Origin of the sequence: Clostridium sartagoforme, assembly GCF_004794105.1 — a bacterium.
In the GTDB taxonomy this organism is placed as follows: Bacteria; Bacillota; Clostridia; order Clostridiales; family Clostridiaceae; genus Clostridium; species Clostridium sartagoforme_B.
The window spans coordinates 14,980-39,249 of record NZ_SRYR01000002.1 but is presented as its reverse complement, the minus strand read 5'-3'; the positions used below and the strand labels follow the sequence as shown (position 1 = coordinate 39,249).

The following is a 24,270-nucleotide window of genomic DNA, read 5'->3' as shown; positions in this document are numbered from 1 at the left end:
CAAATGATTTGCATTTTCTAATATAATTCTATAATCTTTGCCTCTTCTTGTCAATACTATTATTCCCATTATTATAAATTAATATAATTGAATTTAACCTTCTTATTATTAAATATATTTTCTTCTCTTTGCTGACATGTAAATATAATTAGCTGAGCAAAATTAGTACTAAGCAACATATCTAATGCTCTTTCTATTCTAAAATCATCATATTGAACGAAGGCCTCATCTACTATAAGAGGATATTCTACCCCCTTATAAATCATATCAATAAATGAAAGTCTTAAAGATAAGTATAGCTGATCATTAGCTCCATTACTTAATACCCCTCCTGGAAGTATTTCTTTTCCTTTTCTTACTTTCATATCATAAGAATCTGCTACCATAACATCGCTATATTCATTATTCGTTATCTTTTTAAAGTAATCTATAACATTAGAGTTTAAAACACTTCCAAAGTTCCCCCTAACTTCTCTTATAGTTTCATTCATATTTTCAATTGCTATTTCACAGGATTTTAATAGTAGTTCTAGCTTCTTTATTTTATCTTTAACTTCATTTATTTCTTCTTCAATTTGAGGTATTGTCCTCTTCCCAATAAACCTATTATTTAAATAATTTTCAACATCCTTAATTTCTTTTTCTATTTCTATTAAATCATTAGATTTTATAGAAACTTGATTATCTATTTCTTCTTCTGATGAGTAAGAGTAATTAATATTTTCATTAATTATATCTTTTAGCTCTTCTTTTATAGAATCTATATCCTTATCTTTAGTTAATGCTTCATAAGCAGCATTTATACTTTCTAAGCTTTTTAATATATCTTCTCTTTGTTTAAGCTTTTCCTTTAGCTCTAATAATTTTTCTTCTACTTCAGATAATTCTATATCAGAAAGTCCAACATTATCTAATTTTTCTCTTATTCTCTTTTCCCTTATATCTAATTCATTCTTTAACTTCTCAATTGATTTTTCTTCTTTTTCTATATCTATTTTTAAAGCCAATACTTCCTTATTTACTTCCTCATACTTGGCAAACATAAGTATAACTTCATTTATATCCTTTGCCTCTGATACTTCCAAAATATTACTTATATATTTTTCATTAATTAAAAAATTCTCTTTAGCCAGGTCTATATTTAGTACACTAATTTGTGCTTCTTTTTCTCTTATCTTTACATTTTGCTTTTCAACATATAAATTGTAATCATCAAAAAGCTTTAACTTCTTAATAAAGTTTTCATAGGAACTAGCAGAAACTAACTTAGTATATTTAAAGATTTCTCTTTCTAAGTCTTCTATTTCATCTTTTAATTCTTTAATACTAATATTAACATTATTCTTACTACTAGAATTAATTTTTAAGGATATTATTCTAAATAAAACTAAGGCTAATGCCCCTAATGATCCTATTGAAATAAATATATTTATCTTAAAAATAATAAGTACAGCTGAAATAATAACTAGTACTACTGCTAAATAGGTAAGGTTTTTAGAAGTGCCTACAGAACTACTGGCTTCTTCTTTATTATTATAACTTTCTGCCTTAAACTTAAGCTCTTTTAATTTTTCCTCATACTTAATTAAAACATCTCTAATTTCTTCTCTAACATCCTTAAAATTTATAGACTCCCCTATTAACTTTTCTTTATTTCCTATATCATTTTTTATTTCTTCAATAGACTTATTTAAAACTTCAAATGTATCTATTTTTTCTTTTAATGCATCCCTCTCCATGGTTGCCTTTATAAACTTATTTTTTTCTTCACTAGTTAAACTATCTATAAAAGATAAGCCTTTAAAACTTTCCATAGTATTAGAATACATTTCTTTATTTTCTTTTAATTTTCTTTCTTCTTCAGCCTTCATATCTAATAATCTTAAGTATAAAGAATTTTCATTTTTTATATCGCTTATTATTCCCTCATCAATTATTCCACTTCTTGATGAAATGCTCTTTTCAATTGACTTCTCTTTTAATTTTAATTCTTCTTTTCTTCGTAAATACTCTGTTATATCTTCATACTCCTTACGAAGTTTCACTTTCTTTATATATTTTTTATAAATATCTAGATTATTTATTTCTCTTCTAGTTTCTTTTCTTCTTTCCCTTAATGATATTAAAAGTTCTTCCTTATCTATATTTTCTTTTGATAATCTATATCCCTCGTACCTTTCAGTATTTAATGATTCAAGCTTATTTCTTAAAATATCTAACTCTCCAGTCTTCCTTGGTGTAGTTATAGACTTTCTTATAGCTTCAAGCTTTTCAAGAGCTTTTTGTACTGATACATTATCACCATCACTATTTAGTAAATTTGCCGCCTTATCTATTATTTCTTCTTCTTTATCCCTAGATATTGATACACCTAACTGATTAATAAATAATGTTTTATAAAAAGTTTGAGAATTTACATTGAAAAAATATCTTCCTGGTTCATCCTTAGGAATATCTAATATTTCCTCTCCTGTTTCAAAGTCAATAATTTCAGAAGTATCTTCCTTCTTAGTTGCTCCAAAACTACGACTAATTATATAACTTCTATTATTATGAGTTATATAAAGCTCACCTCTTATTTTCTCTCCAGTTATAGGCATAAACCTAAGTCTATCATTGCTTTTTATATCCTTTGTTCTTTTAGAATTCATTCCATAAAGCCAAATTCTAATAAAGTTTTGAATAGTACTTTTTCCTTTTTCATTTTCTCCATATATTAAATTAACATTGTCTGTTAATTCTATTACCCTATCCTTTAACCCACCAAAGGAAATAATATTTAACTTATTTATAATCATTTAAATTCACTTCCTCCTGTGATAAAGATTGTATTCCAAGCTTTAGTGCCATTTTTAATACTTCTTTTTCAGATTCCTCTTCTTTAATTTGCTCTAAAAGTTTCTTAGCAAAAACTCCTTTAATAGAATAATCCTTAGCTATTTCATCGAAGTTTAACTTAATATCAGTCTTGTCAATTACCTTTACATAATAAAAATCATCTTTAATATTCTGTAATATTACTTCTTCATTAATTCTTAAATAAGTATCCACTTCACCTTTTAGAGTTATTTTATAGAAGTTATTTTTTCTTTCTTCTTCAGAAATTGAAGACAGTATTTTCTCTCTGATTTCATGGTATCCCTCTAAATTACTTATATCTATTTCTCTAATATAGTAATTTCTCTTAGAAGTCCTTAAAAACTCTAGATTTACAGCTCCCTTACTTACTTCACCTATTATAATTCCCTTATCCTCTAATTCATCAAAGCCTCTTCCTTGAGGACATCCTGCATAACCATAAAAAGTATTTCCTTCTCTAAGTATTCCACTAAAATTATGTCTATGACCAATAGCTATATAATCAAGCTTACTCTCCCTAATATCCTTTAATGTAATAGGATTATACTCATTGCCTTGTTCAGTATTAGATATATCCCCATGAATAACCATAATATTTGTATATTTCTCATCTATTCTTATATCTTTAATTAAGCTTTCTCGTACATGATGACTATTAAAGGCAGCTCCCCATATAGCTAAATTAAATTCCTCTAATAATACACTTTCTAAGCCACCTTTAAATATATAAACATTGTCTGGCCAGCTAATCATTTTATAAAAGGACTTTGCAAAATAAGGATCATGATTACCTGGTGAAATAAATACCTTAATTTTATTAAGTCTCTCTAATTGATTTTTTATAAATATAAGAGTCTTCTTATTTACTGTCATATTATCAAAAATATCACCAGTTAATAATAAGATATCCACAGCTTCCTCTATTGCAATGTCAATAATTCTTCTAAAAACTTCTAATAATTCCTCTTTACTTACAGCAGATATATTTTTATCTAAATCTTTAAATGGCGTATCAAAATGTAAATCTCCAGCTTGTAATATCTTAACTTTTTTCATTTCATCACCTTAATTTCTAACGAACTTTTGTTCTATTTTATCACTCTTTAGTCCTTTATACAATAAAAACAGCGCCCTTTAATTAAAGAATGAAAAAATGAAAGAATGAAAAAATGTTAAGTAAAAACTCCTTCATTCCTTCATTCTTTTTAATCTCTTATTTAATTACCTAAAGACTATTAATAATTAATTTCTAACAGTAACGTTTCCAAGCCCAACTTCTAAGTCAAAGGTATATTTTCCCTCATTAGATGTTTTAGCCTTAATATTTGCATCTCCTAATCCTGATTTACTATTAATACTAATAGGTGCATCTACAGGGACTTTAAAATCTGCGCTACCTACTCCACCTTCAAACTTAAGATTTCCATTGATATTTCCAAGTTCAACATCAACTTCACCTACACCACCACTTATATAAATGTCTCCTGTCTTTTCCTTAGTAACTAAAGAAACAGATCCTACTCCACTTTCTAAGTCTAAACTATTAAAACTTATACCATCTAAGCTTACGTTACCAACTCCAGCTTCAACTTCAACATTATTTAATACTAAATCACTAACATTAAAAGTTCCTACACCAAAATCTAATTTTAAATCACCATTAAAACTCCTAGGTATTTTTATAAGAAGCTCACTATAATTATTAGATCCTAAGTTCGTAGATTTCTTTGTTTCTTCTACTATTTCAAAAGTACTTCCACTTTTATTTACATCTATTCCCCTAGAATAACTGCTTAATTCTCCAGTTATCTCAACATTACTTCCATCATGATAAATTACATTTAAATCACTTACATCAATTCTCATGCTAATTTTATTAACATCACTTATATCTTCACTTAAGTTTACTTCTTCCCTAGCTGAGTTTGAAGATGAGCCTGATGACCAGTTTGAAGATCTTCTGCTCTCTACTCCAAAAGAAATTCCACAACTTGTAAGCATGGTAGCTAAAGATAATGCCATTATTATTTTTAATACATTTTTCATATCAATTCCCCCTAAATTATATCTAGCTTCTTATCTAGATGATATATTGCCATATAAACTAGTACTCCTGTCCATGCCAGGCTTAATAAGGTTTTAATAAGGTCTACTTCTATAAGAGTTCCAACCCTCATATAAACATAAGGGAATACTCTTGTAACTGCCCATATAACTCCTTCAACTATACTTTGTATAAATCCCCCACCAAATATTACAGCTAAGGTTACTAAAACAACATTGCTAAAATAAGATGAAAAAATAACTGTAAAAGAAGCTATAAAAATATATGCTACAATAGTTCCAAGGGCTGTAGAAATACTTACTAGTCTTACCAAGCTAGATACTGAATTTGCTGATATTAAGGAAAACAAATAAACTATCACTGCAAACCCACCTTGAATTATTATAAATTCAATAAATTTAGCCATAATAAACTCCCAAGATTTAATTGGAAAAGTAAATATAAGCCTTCCTTCCTCTCTAGAAACTTGCTTATAAAAAATTACTATTGATGTTATAAAATTCACTGCTAAGAATGTTGCTACAAAACCTATATTTATAAAAGAAAGTATCTCAGATACATAAGGTATCCTTGTAAAAGTACTTATATTAACTAATAAAATTAATATAAGTCCAATAATATAGAAAACTTTTCCTACTCCCATATTATATTTAGCAAAGTTATATTTGATTATATTAATTATATTTTTCATATTATTACCCCTTATCTTTATTCAGAAAATATTTTTCTATAAACTTCATCTATAGAAGCATTATACTTTGCTCTTAGGTTTTCAGCTTCATCATATTCTATAATTCTTCCATCTCCTAAAAAGGCAACATCATCAAATATTCTTTCTAGCTCTCCAATATAATGTGTTGTAATAATCATAGAGCTTTCTTCAGAAAGATTCTCTAATATTGCATCTAATATTTTTTCTCTAGATACAGGATCTACACCTGAAATAGGTTCATCTAATAAATATAGTTTAGCTTTTCTACTTAAAACTAATGATAAATTAAATTTTTCACTCATTCCCTTTGATAAATCTTTAATTTTAGAGTTTCTATCTAAATTCATAAACTCCAAATAATAATTCATTTTATCAACATTAAAATCTTCAAAGAAATTTCCATACAAAGAAATAGCTTCTTTTATTTTCATTGATTTAGGAAAAATATTTTTATCTTGTAAATATGCAATACTTTCTTTAGAATTGGTGTTTATAGCATTTCCATCTATAAAAATCTCACCTTTATTAACTTTCAAAAAACCTTGTATTACATTTAATAACGTTGTTTTTCCTTGCCCATTAGGTCCCATAATCCCAAGAACCCTTCCTTGTTCAACACTTAATGTAACACCATTTAAAATCGACTTTCCTTTTATTCTTTTGTAAACATTATTGACCTCTAAAACTTTACTCATATTACTCCTCCTAATATCTCTCAGATATTATTGCTATAATCTTATCTTTGGTAAAACCTAATATCCTTGAATCCTCAATAAATTTATCTATAGCTTCATTAAATAATTCTTGTCTTAAATTATTTACTGTATTTTCATCTTCAGTAACAAACTTTCCTATTCCTCTTTGAGTGTATATTAAGTTTTCATTTTCAAGTTCAGAATAGACCTTTTGTATAGTGTTTGGATTAACCTTTATTTCACTGGCATATTCTCTTACTGACAAGATTCTTTCTCCTCCCTTTAGCTCTCCTGATACTATTTTCTTTTTCATATATGCAATAATTTGAAGATATATAGGCTCTTTAGAATTTAACTCAAGCACAAATTTTATCTCCTTCCATTCTGTATTAGTGTACTAATAGTATAATACACTAATGCAGTCTTTCTTGCTATTTTCATTTTAGTTCATATATCCCCAAATTCATTCATTACATTAAATTATCTCATTATTCCGTTAAATAACTATATTTTCCATCCTATATAAATATATTTACTTACACAAAAAGAAAGAAGCCCCTTGTAATAAAATTTACTTTTATTACAAAAAAGCTTCTCCCTTTTAGAACGGTGTAACTACTAAATTCTTTGGCGGTATATCCATCCTATTAATTACCTTAGTTACTAATACGATTCTGTGGTTACTTTATTGAATTTTCGTATTGTTCCACCATTCTTTTAACCATTTCGCCACCAACGGAACCACATTGTTTTGATGATAGGTTTCCATTGTATTCGCTAAATGGAACTCCTAACTCTGCTGCAACTTCATTCTTGAATGCGCTTAATCCTTTTTTTGCTTCTGGAACTAATGTTTTTGCCATTTGTAATTCCTCCTTTGGCTGATTAATTCGTAAACAGCTTTTAATAATTTTTATTTAAAGCTTTGATGTTTACACTATTATCTTAACCACAGCCTGTTTTTATATTCCTAGTAATTCATGGATTAGTTAGCACATTTTTAAAATGCGAAGCATTTTAAATGAAGAAATGAAAGAATGAAAAAAGAGGTTTTGCTATTCAAAACCTCTTTTACTCTAAAGATTCCCTTATAAAAAATCTATAAATATTTTTTATAATCATTCTTTCATTTTTTAATTTTTTCATTCTTTAATTAATAGAACACTTCGAATTTCCTTATAACTATATATAGAGGATTCCTAAAAATATAGCTACATAATGTAATGCGCTGCCTGTAAGTACAAATAAATGCCATATGAAATGATTGTAGGGCATCTTATCTGCTGCATAAAATATACATCCCACTGTATATGCTATTCCGCCCAGTACTATAAACATTAGAATATTAAATGGTACTAGAAGAAGTACTGTTTTAATATTAATTACAATTATCCATCCCATTAAAATATAGAGAATAGTTGAAAATAGATTAAATCTATCTACCCAAAAAGCTTTGAATATTATTCCAAGTAAAGCAATTCCCCATATTACTAGTAATAATTGCATTGATTTTTTATCGCTATTCATTAATATTAAAATAATTGGAGTATAAGTTCCTGCTATTAAAAGATATATAGATGCATGATCTAATATCCTAAGTACTCTTTTTACCATCTTCCCTGGAATACTATGATATAAAGTAGATCCTAAATATAATATTATTAGAGAAATACAATATACCCACACACCAGTTAAAGCATATCCATTTTTAGTTTTTGCTGCAGCAATTATTAAAAATACACTTCCTACTATTGCAAGTATGGCTCCAACTCCATGAGTCACTGCATTTGCTATTTCCTCTCCCTTTGTATAAAAGTTATATAAAACTTCATTTTTTTTACTATCCATAAATTCCTCACTTTCGAATAATATCTATGTTCAAATTAATTCCTTATATCAATATATTCTTATAAACTTAAAAGTTAATGGAATTATTTTAATAAAATATCAGAAATTTAAAACATATAGTTTAATTACTTTCCATTTTCAATTATATTATTCTTATCTTTCTCATGTATTTCCACCTTATTTACTTCTCCTGAAGAAACTTCAGTATTATTTTTAAAGTAAATAAATTTATCTTTACTAAGCCCTTTAAAAATTACTGGTATAATTTGAGATGTAGCTTCATCCCTTAATACATCAAGTGAGAATTCAATTAAATCATCACCTGGTTTAACTATATCTCCCTCTTGAACAAAGGCTTTAAAGCCTTTTCCTTTTAGTTTTAAACTATCTATACCTACATGAATTAAAATATCAAAGCCCTCAAGAGTTCTAATAGTTACTGAATGCATTTCCTTTGAAAGAGTTATTATCATACCTTTTACAGGTGATTTTAATATATTTTCCCTTGGGTCTATAGCAAAGCCATCACCAATTAATTTCATAGAGAAAATTTCATCAGGTACCTCTTCTAATCTTATAATCTTACCTGAAATAGGAATATATATTTCTTCTTTAGTTTTAACTCCACTTTCAATTTCCTTTATTTCTTTTTTCTTTTTAACTACTATTTCCTTACCATCCATTATATCTTTTATTTGCTCTTTTAACATATCTGATTTTGGTCCAAACACAGATTGAATATTATTACCAATAGTCATAAAATCTACAGCCCCAAGGGACTTTAGTTTAGTTTTATTGACTAAGGATAATTTTTTTACTGTTACTCTTAATCTTGTTATACAGGAGTCTAAATATTTTATATTTTTAGCTCCACCTAGAGCCTTTAATACTTCTGCTGCCAAAGTTCCATCAGATATATCTATATTTATATCCTCATCTTCATCTTCCCTACCAGGAGTTCTTAAATCTAACTTCCTTATAATAAATCTAAAGCCAAAATAATATATTATAAAAAATGCTGCTCCTATAATTAGAACCCACCACCAATTAGTTCTATTGGGAATTACTCCAAGAAGAATAAAATCTATTAATCCCCCTGAAAAAGTTACAGCAATCTTTACATTTAGAAGTTGCATTAACATAAAAGATAAACCTGCAAAGACACAATGAACAGCAAATAGTAATGGTGCTACAAATAGAAACATAAACTCTATAGGTTCTGTTATTCCAGTTATAAGAGATGTTAAAGCCCCACTAAGTAGTGCTCCAGCTACTAATTTCTTCTTACTATCATAAGCTTCATTATACATAGCAAGAGCTGCTGCTGGTATTCCAAACATCATAAATGGAAACTTTCCAGTCATAAAAGTACCTGCTGTAAATTCAACTCCATCCTTTAATTGAGCAAAAAATATTGCTTGATCTCCAACTACTAATTGTCCAGCTGAATTAACATATTCTCCAAATTGATACCAAAATGGAGTGTACCATATGTGATGAAGTCCAAAAGGTATTAAAGCTCTTTCTATTAATCCAAAAATAAAAGCTGCAATTGTTTCATTTGTTCCTATCATATATCTAGAAAAACTTAATAATCCACCTTGGATAGGAGGCCATATTATAGCTAAAATTATTCCAAGTACTACTCCTGAAATAGCTGCTATTACTGGTACAAATCTCTTCCCTGAAAAGAATCCTAAAAATTCTGGTAACCTTATATTATGAAATTTTTCATATATAATTGCAGATGTTATTCCAATGAGAATTCCTCCAAATACCCCTGTTGGAAGAGTAGGTATTCCTAAAACAGTAGCATACATTGGATTAGTTCCAACCTCAGTTATATCTACCCCTGCCATTATTCCAGTTGTCATATTCATTACTAAAAATCCTACTATAGTTGCAAGGGCTGCTACTCCATCTCCTGAAGACATTCCAATTGCAACTCCTACAGCAAATAATAATGGTAAGTTATCAAATACTATACTACCAGCTGATGACATAATATTGGCTATAAGTTGAAAGCCATCACTTGCAAATATGGGAAAAGCATTTAGTATATATTGATTTTCAAGTAATGTACCTAATCCCATTAATATTCCTGCTACAGGTAGCAGAGCTATTGGTAGTGTTAAAGATTTTCCTATTCTTTGTAACACACCAAATGATTTTTTTAGTAAGGTTACTATTCTCATTTTATCCTCCTAATTATTTATGAAATCTAATTTTGAAATTGCACTCAAAAAAATTATTATATTATCTTTTGTTGTGAAATCTTTTTAAATTTAAAATTACATTCAAAAAAAAGAACACCTATATATAATATTTATCCATTATAGGCATTCTAAAACTTTTTACATATTAGACTTGGCTTCTTAAAACAGATATAACTCTATGAATATGCATTGTTAAGTATACTAGCTCATCCTTATTTACTATATAATCGTAGTTTGCCTCTATATACTCCTTTATCTTCTCTGCACAGTCATAAGCTTCGCTATAACTATTTTTAGCTATTTCTAAAAATTCTCCACTACTTTCTTGATTTTGATTGTTTGATACTACTCTCTTAGCAAAATACTTTAAATGAGTTAGTAATCTATCATAATTTAAATCATCCTCATTAAATTCAACAGAGTAATAATATCTAATTATATTTAAAATACCTTTAACTATCTTAGTACTAATCATAGATTCTTTTGCTGTTTCCTTATAGCTTGCATTTACTAAATGAAGAGCAATAAATCCTGCTTCATCCTCTGGTAGATTTATTTTAAGCTTCTTATTTAGATTCCCTACTGCCCATAAAGCTACTTTAAATTCCTCTCTATGAATTCTTCTTATTTCATCCAATAAGTCATTTTTTATCTGAACATTATTTCTATAACGTTTTATAGCAAAGGCTATGTGATCAGCTAATGATATATAAATTTGATTATCTAGTTTCCTATTTAATTCTTTTTTAGAATACACTATTATTTCATGAGCAAGCTCAAAGATTCCATCGGGAATTTGATTTATAAGCTTCTTTATCTTATTCCCCATTCTTTTATCATCTATTACAAATATTTTTTCTATCTTATCTTCCTGAATTTCTTGACCTACTCCCCTATTAAAAGCAATTCCAGATCCCATAATAATAACTTCTTTTTTCGTATTAGGATCTATTGATACAACTACATTATTGTTCAATACTTTCTCTACTATCATTTATCCGTCTCCTTGCTTTAAGAAAAATAAAATACCTAAATTAGGACAAAACCTCTATCCTAATCTAGGTATTACCTAACTTCAGTAGCAATCTACCTTTTCTTAAGAAAATAATAACACTGTGTAATTACACTGTCAACTTATAACTAACCTTGCCTAACTGGTAATATAATGATAAATTCACTACCTACTCCAACTTCACTTTTTACATATATACTTCCATTATGTAATGTTACTAACTGTTTTGTTAATGTTAATCCTAATCCGCTACCTCCATATTCTTCTGATATATTATTATATGCTTGTCCAAATCTATCAAATATGGATTCATAGTGGGATTTATCTATTCCTATACCTGTATCTTTAATGGAAATCCTAACACTATCCCCAAGATCAGCAATCTTTACTTCTATCTTTCCGCCTTCTTCTGTAAACTTAATTGCATTTCCAACTAAATTTATTACACACTTTTCTATTTCATTTTTATCACATTCTATAATCTTTTCTTCAACATCAGGGTCTATAATTAACTCTATACCATTTGCTTCGATATAATCCTTCATTGACAATACTATTTCTTCTACTAAATATACTATGTCATATTCTTTTATTATAAGCTTATATGAACCTGATTCTATTTTAGAAGTATCTATAATATTATTTATTAAATTAAGTAGTCTGTCTGAATTTCTTCTTAAAGTACTCATATAATATTCTAATTTTTCCTTGGAAACTTCCTTTTTATCCTTACTCAACTTGGATAAAAGCTGTTCAATAGAAATAATTACATTTAAAGGTGTCCTTAATTCATGTGATAAGTTAACAAAGTAATTATTTTTATATTTTTCAATTGTAATTAGCTTATCATAAAGCTCCTTATTCTCTTTAAGCTTATTATTTAACTCATAGGTTCTTTGATCAACTAGACTATCTAGTATCTTAACCCTATTCCAGATTAAATATATTACTAAAAACAGTGTAATTCCATAAGTTATATAAGCTAAGGGTGTCTTCCATGGCTTTTGCCTTACGGTAAATGTAACAGTTTCAGGATCACTCCAATCTCCTGATTTGTTTCTTGCTTTTACCATAAATGTGTATGTTCCAGCATCTAAATTAGTGTAGCTTGCATAATTCCTATTTTCAGCCATTACCCATTCTTCATCAAGCCCTGCTAATTTATATGCATATTGAATTTTCACTACATTTCTATAGTCAGGTAAAAAGAAATTAAATTGTATATTACTATTTTTATAACTCAAATTAATATTTTCAAATTCTATATACTCATTATCATTGCTATATATACTATCTATTTGAACTTTTGGTAAATAACTTTGTTCCTTAAGCTCTAATGGATTAAAGTATGTTAGTCCATTAACACCACCAAAAAACATTTCACCACTCTTATTTTTATAATAAGAAAATCCATTAAATTCATTACCTTGAAGGCCATCAGTTACATCATAATTAATAAATTTTCCATTCGTAATATCAAACTTAGATATTCCACTATTGGTACTCATCCATACATTGTCATCTTCATCAACTAACACACCATAAATAAAGTTATTTGCTAGTCCATCCTCTTCAGTATATCTAGTAAAATTTTTTCTTTCTTTATCTAACTTATTGAGTCCATATTGTGTTCCTATCCAAATATTATTTTCACTATCTACTGCTATAGATTTAATTGCATTAAAGCTTATACTTTTATCATCCTCTTCATTATTTCTATAAATCTTAACTTCATCAGTATCTATATCCATGCTTATTAATCCCCCATTTAGGGTGGATGCAATCCAAAATACCCCATCTTTATCTTGAATTATATCTGAAAACATGGTTTCTCTTATTCCATTCTTTAAAAATAACTCCCTATAAGATGTAAACTTCTTATCTCTATCAAAACTACATATTCCATCTTTTGTTGCAATCCATAGAATTCCCTTATCATCTATATAAAGACTTCTTATATCATTAGAGATTAATGAATTCTTATCATTTCCTTGGAAATAATCTGTGAATTTTTTTGTATTTTTATCATATTTTGCTAAACCCTCTTCTGTAGCTATCCATATTTCATTGTCTATTCCTGTTATATCCCTAATATTATTGTTGCTTAATGAATTATCATTATCTGAGCTCTGATGTCTTAAGAATTTACCATTTTTTCTATCAATAACATTTATACCTTCACTTACTGTTCCTACCCAAAGAAGGCCATCATTATCCTCATATATGCCTGCCATCATATTACTGCTTAATGAATTAGTTTCCATAGGATTATTTCTGTAATTTTTGAAAGCCGCCTCCATATTAAACAAGCTAATACCATCATATGTACCTACCCATATGGTTCCAGATTCATCCTCAAATAAGCTTAATATATCATTGCTAACTAAACTTTGATTATCAAAAATATTTGAGTCATAATTAACAAACTCTGTACTTCCCTCATCCATTCTGCTTAATCCATTATCAGTTCCAAACCAGAGAATATCTCGACTATCCTTTAAAATATATCTTATTGAATTTCCAGCTATTGAATTAGGATTCTTATCATCATGAGTGTAACTTTCCATAGTATATGTATCTAAATCAAGCTTATTTATACCTTCATCATCAGTTCCAATCCATAAATTATTAAGATCATCTATAAATAACTTGTAAATAAAATTATCATTTATAGCTAAGTTCTCACTGTTTTTATAGAACTTTGTTATTTCACCTGTTTCTTTATTTACTCTATTTAACCCATCAATAGTTCCAACCCACATATTATTATCATTATCTTCAACAATACTATAAATAAATTGACTAGTTAAATTATTATCTCCCTTTTCCTTATCATATGGATAAAGGTTAGTAAAGTTATTAGTATCTTCATCATAAACATTTACTCCATTAGTAGTTGCCACATATACTCTTCCATCCTTACCTATTAATATTTCCGTAACATTATGATCAGAAATATTGCAACCATTAATTCCTGGTAAATAGCTTTCAACTTTCTTAGTCTTAGCATCAATCTTATTTACCCCCCTAGAAGTTCCAACCCATATGTTGCCCTTAGAATCTTCATTAATTGCAGATACATAATTGCCACTAATACTAGTATCTTTTTCTTTATTATATCTGTATACCTCAAACTTATTTCCATTATACTTATTTAATCCATCAATAGTACCTATCCACATATAGCCTTTACTATCTTGAAATATATATTGAACAGAGGTTTGAGATAAGCCATTTTCAGTAGTTATTTTCTTAAAATTTATATTTTTCTCATTGTTTATTATTGCAAGTGCCTCAATACTAGTATTTAGTATCATAGTCATTACAAAAGAAAAACAAACTATTACTTTAACTATAGACTTCTTCATAAACTATCCTCTTTTTAATATAAAATTTTCCATAAACGCATTTATATTATATCAAACATCTTGGTAAATAATATATATAAATTGCCATTTATTCAATAAATATGTCATGTAATATCGGAAAAATAATAAATCATTCAAAATTATCAATTGAAATTCATATATTATTAATATTGATATCGTTATCAATAAACTATATTAATAGACCTCTATTATTAACTGAGAAATTTAATTTTCTGCATAAAAAAAAGACATAGATTAAATACTATGTCTTTTTGGCAGGGGCAGTAGGAATCGAACCCACAACCAACGGTTTTGGAGACCGCTACTCTACCAATTGAGCTATACCCCTTCGCAACAATTGTTATTATATATTATGTTTTTACAAATGTCAACACTATAAATTCTATTTTTTTATTGCTTCAATTATCTTGTTGACATTTGATTTTAAAACATTTTCACTATTATCTAAACTTAATCCAATATATTTATACTCATTCTTAATTTCACTCTTTAAGTTATTTATATCTTCTAAAGCTTCATCATAGAAGAATATAACCTTCGAAGGGTCATTCAAATATGCTAAATCATTACTATCCTTAACTTTTGTTATATAAATACCAAGATCTCTAAATAAGTAATCGAACTTATCTGTATTAGTAATTATAGTATAGTCTTTATAACCTTTTATTTCTTCCTTTGACTTAGCTGAAAATTTATCTATTTCCTTAATTACGTTATTATAATTTTCTTCATAGTAACTTCTATTTTCTATATCTCTTTCTTGCATAGCCATCTTTATATTATATAAGGCAATTTTATATTCACTAAATCCTAGTAAATAATATGGATTTTCTTGTCCGCTTTGTAATAATTCATAGCTTAAAGGTCTTATTCCTCTACTTAAATTTATTACTCCAAGATCTGAACCTCTAATATTATTAGAAATATCATTAATCCAACTTTCATATCCCAAGCCATTATATAAAAGTAAATCTTTATTATTAATGTTATTTAAAACTGCGTCAGTAACTTTAAATGCAGTCATTTCTTTTTCATTTTTAAATAAGTACTCTACATTATGTTTTTCACCGACTATTAGTTTAGTCATATCATATATGTCTTTATTTACTGTTAATATGTTTAAATATATCTCTTTCTTTTCATCAAGTTCATCTGTTGTATTTGCCATTAAAGGATTATAGGAAAAAGTTAATCCTAAAAATAAAATAGAAGTAAAAATAACTAAAATATAAGTTAATTTCTTCATTACCAGTTCCTCCAAGGAATTTTCTTTGCTTATATATGTTTCAATTAGTAATATATATTTTAAAACTTATAGAATTATAAGTACAAAAATTATTTTAAAGTAAATCTTATTAATTGAAATCATATATTTTTTTAATTTTTATATAAGTTGATTATATATCTCTCTAATTAACATATTTCACATATAAAGTATAAGGTAATAAGCTAAAGAAACTTTATTTCAACTTATATATTATAATATCTTATCATCTCTTAAAAAGAATTACAAATCCATTACATATTAATTAAATTTATGTATAAACATATTTTACCATGCACAAATATCCTTTACTATACCTTATATAATTATTTTTCTTTATTTTTTCATTTAATTTGATAGAATATATTATAGGATATTAAGAAAGGAGATATTTTATGCAGTTTTTAGTTAAAAATGTAGAAGAAACTACTGAGTTAGGCTTTTCTATAGGTAAACTTTTAAATTCTGGTGATATAGTTTGTCTTACTGGAGATTTAGGTACCGGAAAAACCCATATAACTAAGGGAATAGCTAAAGGTTTAGGTATTGATGACCATATAACAAGCCCAACCTTTACTATAGTAAATGAATATGATTCTGGCAGACTTAAACTATATCATTTTGATGTGTATAGAGTAAGTGATCCTGATGAAATTTATGCTATAGGCTTTGATGATTATATATTTTCTAATGGTGTATCGATAATTGAATGGGCAAACTATATAGAAGAAATTTTGCCTAGTGATTATCTTCATATATTAATTGAAAAAGATTTATCTAATGGTGAGGACTACAGAAAAATCACTATTACTCCTTATGGAGAAAGATATGATTATATAAAAAGCCTCTCATCAAAATAAACTTTTAAAATAATGTGCTTTTGCACAATATTTAGTTTGAATTTTACTCAAAGGAGTTAATATAATGAAAATTTTAAGTATTGATTCAGCTTCAAAAGTTGCTACTGTTGCTATATTAGATGATAATAACTTAATTGCTGAATACACACTAAATAACAAATTAGAACATTCTACATTAATAATGGATATAGTTGATAAGCTATTAAAGGATTCCGATTTAGATATTGATGATATTGATGGATTTGCAGTTTCTAAAGGACCTGGTTCCTTTACAGGATTAAGAATTGGTATGGCTACTATTAAGGGTCTTAGCTTAGGTTCAAATAAACCTTATATAAGCATATCTAGCTTAGATGCTCTAGCACATTCACTTGTTAATTTTGATGGAATCATATGTCCCATGATGGATGCTTTAAGAAATAGCGTATATACATGCTTATATAAAGGTGAAAATGGTAACTTAGAAAATCTAATAGATTATTCTGCTCTAGAAATTGAGGAATTAGTAGCTTTACTAAAAGAAAAAAATGAAAAAGTTATATTTACTGGTGATGCTGTAAATAAACATAAGGAATATATTATGGAAAACCTACCTAATGCTATATTTGCACCAATACATTTAAGTATAATAAGAGCATCTTCCCTTGGAGAATTAGGTATGAAAAAACTTTTAAATGGTGAGCAAGATGATTTAAATTCATCACCTTTTTACTTAAAGAAACCTCAAGCTCAAAGAGAATTAGAAAAGAGGCTGGCTTTAAAAAATGAAAATAGTCTATAATTTAATTAAAGAAGAGGATGTTGATGGAATTTATAATATTTCAAAAGACTCTTTTTCTATACCTTGGAGCTTAAATTCTATAAAAAGTGAAGTGTCTAACCCTTTAGCTAAATACATAGTTGCAAGGGATATAGATTTAAATATTGTTGTTGGTTTTGTAGGAATATGGATAGTAGCTGGAGAAGGTGATATTACTAATATTGCTGTTCACAAAGATTATAGAAGATTAGGTATAGGAAAAAGCTTACTAGAATATCTTATAAACCTTTGTAAAAACTTAAAATGTAATACCATAACTCTTGAAGTTAGAGAGTCTAATATAAAAGCTCAAAATCTTTATAAAAGTTTTGACTTTATCATTGATGGTATTAGAAAAAATTATTATGAGGATAATAAGGAAAATGCTATTTTAATGAGCAAGAAAGTCTGATTAATTCCATAGGAGTCTTTAACATATTTTACTCTGTTGACCTTGCAAGCCCAAGTCGACCTACTCACAATATGTTAAAGACTCCTTGAATAATTTAATCTTGTAACTGCAAGGATACTGAAGGAAGAAATTCAGACGAACTGAATTTCAGGAATTATTGTTGATTAAGTGTCATAAAATTTGAATATAATCACAAAGCTAAATTTAATATGAATAAATTAAAGAATCAAAGAAGGAGATTTTGCTATACAAAATCTCCTTCTTTTTATAGAATTTTTTTCATTCCTTCATTTCTTAATTCTTTCATTATTTTGCTTTGCAAAATGCTACTTCTTATGAAATATCTTTGATCCTATTTACCATATCTATTTCAACATCTTCGTCCTCTACTTTTTCAGAACTCGTACTTCTCATAGTCTTTACTAATATAGCTACTGTAATTACAGATGAAATAACATCACTTAGTGGCTGAGCTATCCAAACCCCATTAACTCCAAGGTTAAATAATCTTGGAAGTATTAATATAAATGGTATTAGTAAAATAACTTGTCTAAGCAGACTTAAGAACATTGCTATTTTTGCTTCACCTATAGATTGAATATAGTTTGATCCTGTAATTGATATTCCTACTATTGGTAACATTAATAAGTAAATTCTTAATCCCTTAACTGAAATATCCATAAACTTTGGATCTTTATTAAATATTCCTATAATCATTTCTGGGAAGCTTTGAACTAGTACAAATGCTACACATAATATTATTGTTGCAACTATTAATGATATCTTATAGGCCTTTTGAGCTCTATCTATTTGCTTTGCTCCATAGTTAAAACCTATTATAGGTTGTGCACCTTGATTTATTCCAAATATAGGCATTAAACACATTAAACTAACTGATGATATAGTTGCCATAGCTCCAATTGCTATATCTGTTCCATAAGTTCTTAAAACATTATTTGCTATTACTTGCACTAAGCTTGCTGCAATTTGCATAGCAAAAGGCGCAGCTCCAATAGCTAAAATTTTTGAAACTATAGCCTTATCTAATTTAAGAGTTGATTTTACAAACTTTAAATTAGATTTACCACTAACATAATATCTTAAACCTATTACTGCAGTAATTAACTGTGAAATTACAGTTGCTATAGCAGCTCCTTGTATTCCTAGATTAAATACAAAAATTAAAACTGCATCTAATACTATATTAGTTAGACATCCAATTATCATAATAGTAGCTGCAAGCTTTGGATTACCATCACCTCTTATAGTGTTATTTAAAGCAAAAGCTACCATATTAAATATATTACCAATTAATATTATGTAAATATAATCTTTTGCATATTGCATAGTACTTTCACTAGCACCAAATTTACTTAATATTAACTCTCCAAATACTAATCCAATTATAGTTAAAACTATTGCAATTATCGCAGACAATGTAATTGCATTTCCTATTACTTTTTCTGCCTCTTCTCTTCTTCCTTGCCCCAGCCTAATAGATATTGTAGTTGTTGCTCCAACCCCAACTAGCATAGAAAATCCTAATATTATAGTAGTTATTGGAAGGGTTACTCCAACTCCAGTTATAGCTAAAGATCCTACTCCAGGTATATTACCTATAAAAATTCTATCTACAACGTTATATAACGCATTAACTAACATCCCAATAATGGCTGGTACTGAATATTTTAATAATAACTTCCCTATTTTCTCTTTTCCTAATAATTCCTGATGACTCATTAAATCCTCCTTATATACACTTTTTTAATAATGATATCATTGTTTCTTTTTCTTCTTTTGTTAAATTCTTAGTAAGATTATTTTCCCACTCTTTTGCAACTTTATATATTGCATCTCTATGATGAATTCCCTTATCAGTTATAAATATTCTATAAGCTCTCTTATCATCTTTATCTTCTTTCTTAATTATAAAACCTTCAGCTTCTAACTTCTTTATAGCCCTAGCTGTAGTGCCCTTGTCTATATTAAGTTTTAAGGTTAAATCCTCTTGCCTTACTCCATCTTGCCTATAAAGCTCCATTAAAAAATTAAATTGTCCATATCCTAGACCAAGATGGGATAGTTCTTTTAAGAAAAATATATTTCCTTTTCTTTGTATTTCAGATACATATTTAGCTATGTTCTCACATTTATAGTTATCCAAGGTTACTCTCCTAATTTTAATTAATTTATATTTAACTATTCTATTATATCACTTTTAGTTGCATATACAACTAAACTTTCCGGGTATTTGATAATTATTTTCAATAAAAGTTATATAGTGGTAATTAATCTGTATTATGTGAATTTTAAAAAGCTACGATAGTTATAAAAAATTATAACTATCGTAGCTTTTATTTATATCTATATAGAGCTTAACTTGCCCTTCTTTACACTATCAAAATTTGAATCTACATCGAAAATTATACTTGCAACCTTCTTATATACCACATATGTTATACCACAGACCATTATAGCTTTTACTCCATTAAACGGAAGTAGCCCTGCAGTAACATAATTTACAATTTCATTAGGTGCCATTTTCATACCGTAAGCTGGTAACAAGAAATATACATTAGCAATTATTCCTATTACTTGCATAGATAAACTTCCTACTAACATTCCAAGGAATGCTGTTTTCTTACTCTTATTTTTATGATATATCCAAGCTGCTGGGAAAACTAATGATGCTCCTATAATAAAGTTAGCCATTTCTCCAACAAAGCCAGTTCCAGTTCCCTTTACTATTAAAATAAGTAAGTTCTTTAATAATTCTATCAATACTCCTGCAACAGGACCAAAAGCAAATCCACCCATAAGTGCTGGAATATCGCTTAAGTCAATCTTTAACCATGGAAATGGTAGAAAAGGTATTGGAAAATCAAAGTACATTAGCATTACTGCAATAGCACTTAAAAGTGAAATTTTAATAAATTTGTTTAGGTTTTTTTGATTTTGATAATTCATTTTATTTCTCCTCCCAAAAGCTATCCTCTGGGGCAATAGTTAAATATTAAATGATATTATTTTAACGAAATTAGTTATAATCTCTATTATTTCTTATGTTTTAAAAATAATAAAAAACCCTGATGTAAATTAACATCAGGGCAATAAATTCATAAGAAATAAGATTTGCAAAATTAAAATAAATCAAGCAATATCTAACGCCTTACCTTCTTTCATCCAGACTATACTGTCGGCCTCGGAGTTTCACCGAATCATGCTAAAAAATTAGCTCGCGGGCTTTACCGCCGGTGGGGAATTACGCCCCGCCCTGAAGATAAATTATTTTTATACTTTTATTATATGCTTATTTTTTTTATTTGACAAGCATATTTTTAACAATCTTTTTCTTTTATATATATTTTTCAATTAATAATCTGCATCCATAGTTTTATATCATTATAAATTAAAAATGATTCTTTAGTAAATTATCTAAATTGAAAGAATCAATTTTTTAATTTAAATATAAGTTGTTTAGATAACTTCATATATTAATTATTTTCAACACGAATAAAACTTCATAAAACCTAAAAACTTAATTACAACTTATATTCCTTTCATAGATAAGGATATTCTATTTCTCTTACTATCTACTTCTAAAATTCTAACCTGAACTATGTCTCCAACCTTAACTATATCTAAAGGATGCCTAACAAACCTATCTGCCATTTGACTTTTATGAACTAACCCATCTTGGTGAACTCCAATATCTACAAAGGCTCCAAAATCAGAAACATTTCTTACTGTTCCCATAAGTACCATGCCTTCACTTAAATCTTTTAAGTCTATTACACCAGTCTTTAATATAGGCTTTGGCATATCTTCTCTTAAGTCTCTACCTGGCTTTTTTATTTCTTTTATAATATCAGATAAAGTTAACTCTCCAACTTGTAACTTTTCTGCTATATTTTTAATTCCTTTTTCATTAACTCTTTCTTCAATATCTTTAATATTGTTATTTTTTAAATCATTCTTAGTATATCCAAGTAACGCTAAAAGGTTTCTTGCAACTTCATATGATTCAGGGTGAACAGAAGTATTATCTAAAGGTTCACTACTTTCCATAACTCTTAAGAACCCTGCACATTGCTCATAAGCCTTTTGTCCAAGTCTCTTTACCTTAAGCAGTTCCTTTCTACTTTTGAATCCGCCTACTTCATCTCTATACATAACTATATTATTTGCTATACTTGCATTTATACCAGAAATATAATTTAGTAATGATGGTGTTGCTGTATTTAAATCAACTCCAACTTTATTAACAGAGTCTTCTACTACCCCTGTTAATGATTCATCTAACTTCTTTGCAGCCACATCATGTTGATATTGACCTACCCCTAAAGATTTAGGATCAATTTTAACTAGTTCAGCTAAAGGATCTTGAAGTCTTCTACCTATAGAAATAGCTCCTCTTACTGTAACATCTAAATCAGGGTATTCCTTAGTTCCTAATTCAGATGCTGAGTAAACAGATGCCCCTGCCTCAGATACTATTACATAAGATATTTCCCTACCATCTTCTTTTCTTAATTCAGAAATAACTTCTGAAATTACTTCTTCTGATTCTCTAGAAGCTGTACCATTTCCTAAAGATATAACTTCTACATTATGCTTCTTAATTAATGATTTAAGTACTTCCTTAGCTTCCTTAACTTTATTTTGAGGTGCTGTAGGATATACAGTAGTATTTTCTAAGAATCTTCCTGTACTATCTAAAACTGCGATCTTACATCCAGTTCTAAATCCTGGATCATATCCTAAAACTACTTTTCCCTTTATTGGAGGTTGCATTAATAATGCTTTTAAGTTTTCTTTAAATATTTTTATTGCTCCCTCTTCCCCTATATCAGTAAGTTCATTTCTAACTTCTCTTTCAATAGATGGATATATAAGTCTTTTTAAGGAATCCTTAATTGATAATCTTAGATATTCATCAGTTATATTGTTTCCTTTTAATATCTTATTTTCTAAAAATGTTATTAATTTATCTTCATTAATAGTTATTTTAACTTGAAGTATTTTTTCTTTTTCTCCTCTATTTATAGCAAGAATTCTATGAGGAGGTATTCTTCCAACATCTTCACTATATTCATAATACATTTCATAAGGTGTATGTTCTTCACTTCCACCCTTAGTTTCAATTTTTCCTTCTCTAAATACTAAGGCTCTTATCCACTTTCTATAACTAGCTTCGTCTGAGATTTCTTCTGCAATTATATCTAGTGCTCCATTTATAGCCTCTTCCTCTGAAGAAACTCCTTTTTCCTCATCTATGTATTTAGATGCTTCTACCTTTAAGTCACCTTTATAAGAGCCACCTAAAATTAATTCTGCAAGAGGTTTTAATCCTTTTTCTAAAGCTATAGTTGCTCTTGTTCTCTTTTTTTGCTTATAAGGTCTATAAATATCTTCTACTTCTGTTAAAGTAACTGCTCTTTCTAGTGATTTTTCTATTTCTTCTGTTAGCTTTCCTTGCTCATCAATAAGTCTTAATACATCTTCTTTTCTTTCCTTTAGATTTCTTAAGTAAATAAGCCTTTCTTGAAACTTTCTTAAAACTTCATCACTTAAAGCTCCAGTTTGCTCTTTTCTATACCTAGATATAAAGGGTACAGTATTTCCATCATCAAGTAGTCCAATTACATTATTAACCTGAGTTATACTTATTTTAAGCTCCTCAGATAACCTTCCAACTATATCAACCAAATTTTTTTACCTCCTATAAAATATGTCTAAACTCATTATATATATGTTTTAATCAATAATCTACAACATTGGTAATAAAATGCGAAGCATTTTAAAATGAAAAAATTAAGAGAATGAAAAAATGAAAAAATGAAAGAAGATGTTTAGCAATGCAAAACATCTTTTGTTTTAAAGATTTCCTTTAAAAAATCTGTAAGGATTTTTTAGGCATTCTTTAATTTTTTAATTTTTTCATTCTTTCATTAATAAAATGCTACGCATTTTATTGCTAATATCAAATAACTGTCTTGATATTATGTTAATTTAGGGTTATAATAATTGTAAAATATTTACAATTAGGTGATTATATGAATAAGCTTTATACAGTTATAAATAAAATTATTAATATCCTCCTAGTATTCTTTATTATCTCTTTAATATTAAATCAGTA

19 protein-coding genes, 1 tRNA gene and 1 riboswitch are annotated in these 24,270 nt (G+C 27.6%); of the genes, 3 read left to right on the top strand and 17 right to left on the bottom strand.

Features of this window, described 5'->3' with window-relative positions:
- Positions 1-71 precede the first annotated feature (71 nt).
- The 13 genes from E5347_RS07125 to E5347_RS07065 all read right to left on the bottom strand — a co-directional run bounded on the left by E5347_RS07125 (position 72) and on the right by E5347_RS07065 (position 16,042).
- On the bottom strand, positions 72-2,798 hold the full coding sequence (locus tag E5347_RS07125) for an ATP-binding protein (RefSeq protein WP_136005923.1): 2,727 nt from the start codon (positions 2,796-2,798) through the stop codon (positions 72-74).
- The gene (locus tag E5347_RS07120) at positions 2,785-3,915 is read right to left on the bottom strand and encodes a metallophosphoesterase family protein (RefSeq protein WP_136005921.1); all 1,131 of its coding nucleotides are present in this window, start codon (positions 3,913-3,915) and stop codon (positions 2,785-2,787) included. The genes E5347_RS07125 and E5347_RS07120 overlap by 14 nt, the downstream gene beginning before the upstream one ends.
- Positions 3,916-4,101: 186 nt before the next feature.
- On the bottom strand, positions 4,102-4,905 hold the full coding sequence (locus tag E5347_RS07115; protein WP_136005920.1) for a DUF4097 family beta strand repeat-containing protein: 804 nt from the start codon (positions 4,903-4,905) through the stop codon (positions 4,102-4,104).
- Between the two features lie 11 nt (positions 4,906-4,916).
- Positions 4,917-5,615, bottom strand: coding sequence for a hypothetical protein (locus tag E5347_RS07110; protein WP_136005919.1), 699 nt, complete (start codon positions 5,613-5,615; stop codon positions 4,917-4,919).
- A 17-nt stretch (positions 5,616-5,632) separates the two neighbouring features.
- Positions 5,633-6,331 (bottom strand): ABC transporter ATP-binding protein, encoded by a 699-nt coding sequence (locus tag E5347_RS07105; protein ID WP_136005917.1) that lies wholly within the window; start codon positions 6,329-6,331, stop codon positions 5,633-5,635.
- A gap of 10 nt (positions 6,332-6,341) precedes the next feature.
- A complete protein-coding gene (locus tag E5347_RS07100; protein ID WP_243109751.1) occupies positions 6,342-6,695 on the bottom strand; it encodes a GntR family transcriptional regulator in 354 nt (117 codons plus the stop codon).
- Positions 6,696-7,011: 316 nt separating this feature from the next.
- Positions 7,012-7,194, bottom strand: coding sequence for an alpha/beta-type small acid-soluble spore protein (locus E5347_RS07095; RefSeq protein ID WP_136005916.1), 183 nt, complete (start codon positions 7,192-7,194; stop codon positions 7,012-7,014).
- Between the two features lie 319 nt (positions 7,195-7,513).
- Positions 7,514-8,179 (bottom strand): PAQR family membrane homeostasis protein TrhA, encoded by a 666-nt coding sequence (gene trhA, locus E5347_RS07090; RefSeq protein ID WP_136005914.1) that lies wholly within the window; start codon positions 8,177-8,179, stop codon positions 7,514-7,516.
- Between the two features lie 125 nt (positions 8,180-8,304).
- Entirely contained in the window at positions 8,305-10,374 is a 2,070-nt protein-coding gene (gene ptsG / locus E5347_RS07085) for a glucose-specific PTS transporter subunit IIBC (protein ID WP_136005913.1), read from the bottom strand.
- A 166-nt stretch (positions 10,375-10,540) separates the two neighbouring features.
- Positions 10,541-11,389, bottom strand: a complete 849-nt coding sequence (licT, locus tag E5347_RS07080; protein WP_136005911.1) for a BglG family transcription antiterminator LicT — start codon at positions 11,387-11,389, stop codon at positions 10,541-10,543.
- 146 nt (positions 11,390-11,535) lie between these two features.
- Entirely contained in the window at positions 11,536-14,775 is a 3,240-nt protein-coding gene (locus E5347_RS07075; RefSeq protein ID WP_136005910.1) for a ligand-binding sensor domain-containing protein, read from the bottom strand.
- A gap of 273 nt (positions 14,776-15,048) precedes the next feature.
- Positions 15,049-15,124, bottom strand: a tRNA-Trp gene (locus E5347_RS07070).
- A 54-nt stretch (positions 15,125-15,178) separates the two neighbouring features.
- Positions 15,179-16,042, bottom strand: coding sequence for a metal ABC transporter substrate-binding protein (locus tag E5347_RS07065; protein WP_136005908.1), 864 nt, complete (start codon positions 16,040-16,042; stop codon positions 15,179-15,181).
- Positions 16,043-16,455: 413 nt separating this feature from the next.
- Here E5347_RS07065 and tsaE point away from each other — a divergent pair, with 413 nt between their 5' ends.
- The 3 genes from tsaE to rimI all read left to right on the top strand — a co-directional run bounded on the left by tsaE (position 16,456) and on the right by rimI (position 18,131).
- Complete coding sequence (gene tsaE, locus E5347_RS07060; RefSeq protein WP_136005907.1) at positions 16,456-16,920, top strand: tRNA (adenosine(37)-N6)-threonylcarbamoyltransferase complex ATPase subunit type 1 TsaE; 465 nt, start codon at positions 16,456-16,458, stop codon at positions 16,918-16,920.
- A gap of 64 nt (positions 16,921-16,984) precedes the next feature.
- Complete coding sequence (gene tsaB / locus E5347_RS07055; RefSeq protein WP_136005905.1) at positions 16,985-17,701, top strand: tRNA (adenosine(37)-N6)-threonylcarbamoyltransferase complex dimerization subunit type 1 TsaB; 717 nt, start codon at positions 16,985-16,987, stop codon at positions 17,699-17,701.
- Positions 17,685-18,131, top strand: coding sequence for a ribosomal protein S18-alanine N-acetyltransferase (rimI, locus tag E5347_RS07050; protein ID WP_136005903.1), 447 nt, complete (start codon positions 17,685-17,687; stop codon positions 18,129-18,131). The genes tsaB and rimI overlap by 17 nt, the downstream gene beginning before the upstream one ends.
- Positions 18,132-18,464: 333 nt before the next feature.
- On the opposite strand, the gene E5347_RS07045 is transcribed toward rimI, so the two are convergent.
- From E5347_RS07045 to E5347_RS07030, 4 genes are all read right to left on the bottom strand, one after another.
- On the bottom strand, positions 18,465-19,871 hold the full coding sequence (locus E5347_RS07045; protein WP_136005902.1) for an MATE family efflux transporter: 1,407 nt from the start codon (positions 19,869-19,871) through the stop codon (positions 18,465-18,467).
- 10 nt (positions 19,872-19,881) lie between these two features.
- The gene (locus E5347_RS07040; RefSeq protein WP_136005900.1) at positions 19,882-20,295 is read right to left on the bottom strand and encodes a MarR family winged helix-turn-helix transcriptional regulator; all 414 of its coding nucleotides are present in this window, start codon (positions 20,293-20,295) and stop codon (positions 19,882-19,884) included.
- A gap of 200 nt (positions 20,296-20,495) precedes the next feature.
- Positions 20,496-21,098 carry an ECF transporter S component gene (locus tag E5347_RS07035; protein WP_136005899.1) on the bottom strand — a complete coding sequence of 201 codons (603 nt, stop codon included), beginning with the start codon at positions 21,096-21,098 and terminating at the stop codon, positions 20,496-20,498.
- 200 nt (positions 21,099-21,298) lie between these two features.
- Positions 21,299-21,417, bottom strand: a riboswitch (FMN riboswitch).
- 263 nt (positions 21,418-21,680) lie between these two features.
- Positions 21,681-23,840 carry a Tex family protein gene (locus tag E5347_RS07030; protein ID WP_136005897.1) on the bottom strand — a complete coding sequence of 720 codons (2,160 nt, stop codon included), beginning with the start codon at positions 23,838-23,840 and terminating at the stop codon, positions 21,681-21,683.
- Positions 23,841-24,270 lie beyond the last annotated feature (430 nt).

Excerpts from the sequence above, each read along its gene's own strand:
- E5347_RS07065 (WP_136005908.1), bottom strand. The coding sequence starts at position 16,042 with ATGAAGAAATTAACTTATATTTTAGTTATTTTTACTTCTATTTTATTT.
- E5347_RS07115 (WP_136005920.1), bottom strand. The coding sequence starts at position 4,905 with ATGAAAAATGTATTAAAAATAATAATGGCATTATCTTTAGCTACCATG.
- E5347_RS07120 (WP_136005921.1), bottom strand. The coding sequence starts at position 3,915 with ATGAAAAAAGTTAAGATATTACAAGCTGGAGATTTACATTTTGATACG.
- trhA (WP_136005914.1), bottom strand. The coding sequence starts at position 8,179 with ATGGATAGTAAAAAAAATGAAGTTTTATATAACTTTTATACAAAGGGA.
- tsaB (WP_136005905.1), top strand. The coding sequence starts at position 16,985 with ATGAAAATTTTAAGTATTGATTCAGCTTCAAAAGTTGCTACTGTTGCT.
- E5347_RS07125 (WP_136005923.1), bottom strand. The coding sequence starts at position 2,798 with ATGATTATAAATAAGTTAAATATTATTTCCTTTGGTGGGTTAAAGGAT.
- tsaE (WP_136005907.1), top strand. The coding sequence starts at position 16,456 with ATGCAGTTTTTAGTTAAAAATGTAGAAGAAACTACTGAGTTAGGCTTT.
- licT (WP_136005911.1), bottom strand. The coding sequence starts at position 11,389 with ATGATAGTAGAGAAAGTATTGAACAATAATGTAGTTGTATCAATAGAT.
- E5347_RS07045 (WP_136005902.1), bottom strand. The coding sequence starts at position 19,871 with ATGAGTCATCAGGAATTATTAGGAAAAGAGAAAATAGGGAAGTTATTA.
- ptsG (WP_136005913.1), bottom strand. The coding sequence starts at position 10,374 with ATGAGAATAGTAACCTTACTAAAAAAATCATTTGGTGTGTTACAAAGA.
- E5347_RS07035 (WP_136005899.1), bottom strand. The coding sequence starts at position 21,098 with ATGAATTATCAAAATCAAAAAAACCTAAACAAATTTATTAAAATTTCA.
- E5347_RS07110 (WP_136005919.1), bottom strand. The coding sequence starts at position 5,615 with ATGAAAAATATAATTAATATAATCAAATATAACTTTGCTAAATATAAT.
- rimI (WP_136005903.1), top strand. The coding sequence starts at position 17,685 with ATGAAAATAGTCTATAATTTAATTAAAGAAGAGGATGTTGATGGAATT.
- E5347_RS07075 (WP_136005910.1), bottom strand. The coding sequence starts at position 14,775 with ATGAAGAAGTCTATAGTTAAAGTAATAGTTTGTTTTTCTTTTGTAATG.
- E5347_RS07105 (WP_136005917.1), bottom strand. The coding sequence starts at position 6,331 with ATGAGTAAAGTTTTAGAGGTCAATAATGTTTACAAAAGAATAAAAGGA.
- E5347_RS07095 (WP_136005916.1), bottom strand. The coding sequence starts at position 7,194 with ATGGCAAAAACATTAGTTCCAGAAGCAAAAAAAGGATTAAGCGCATTC.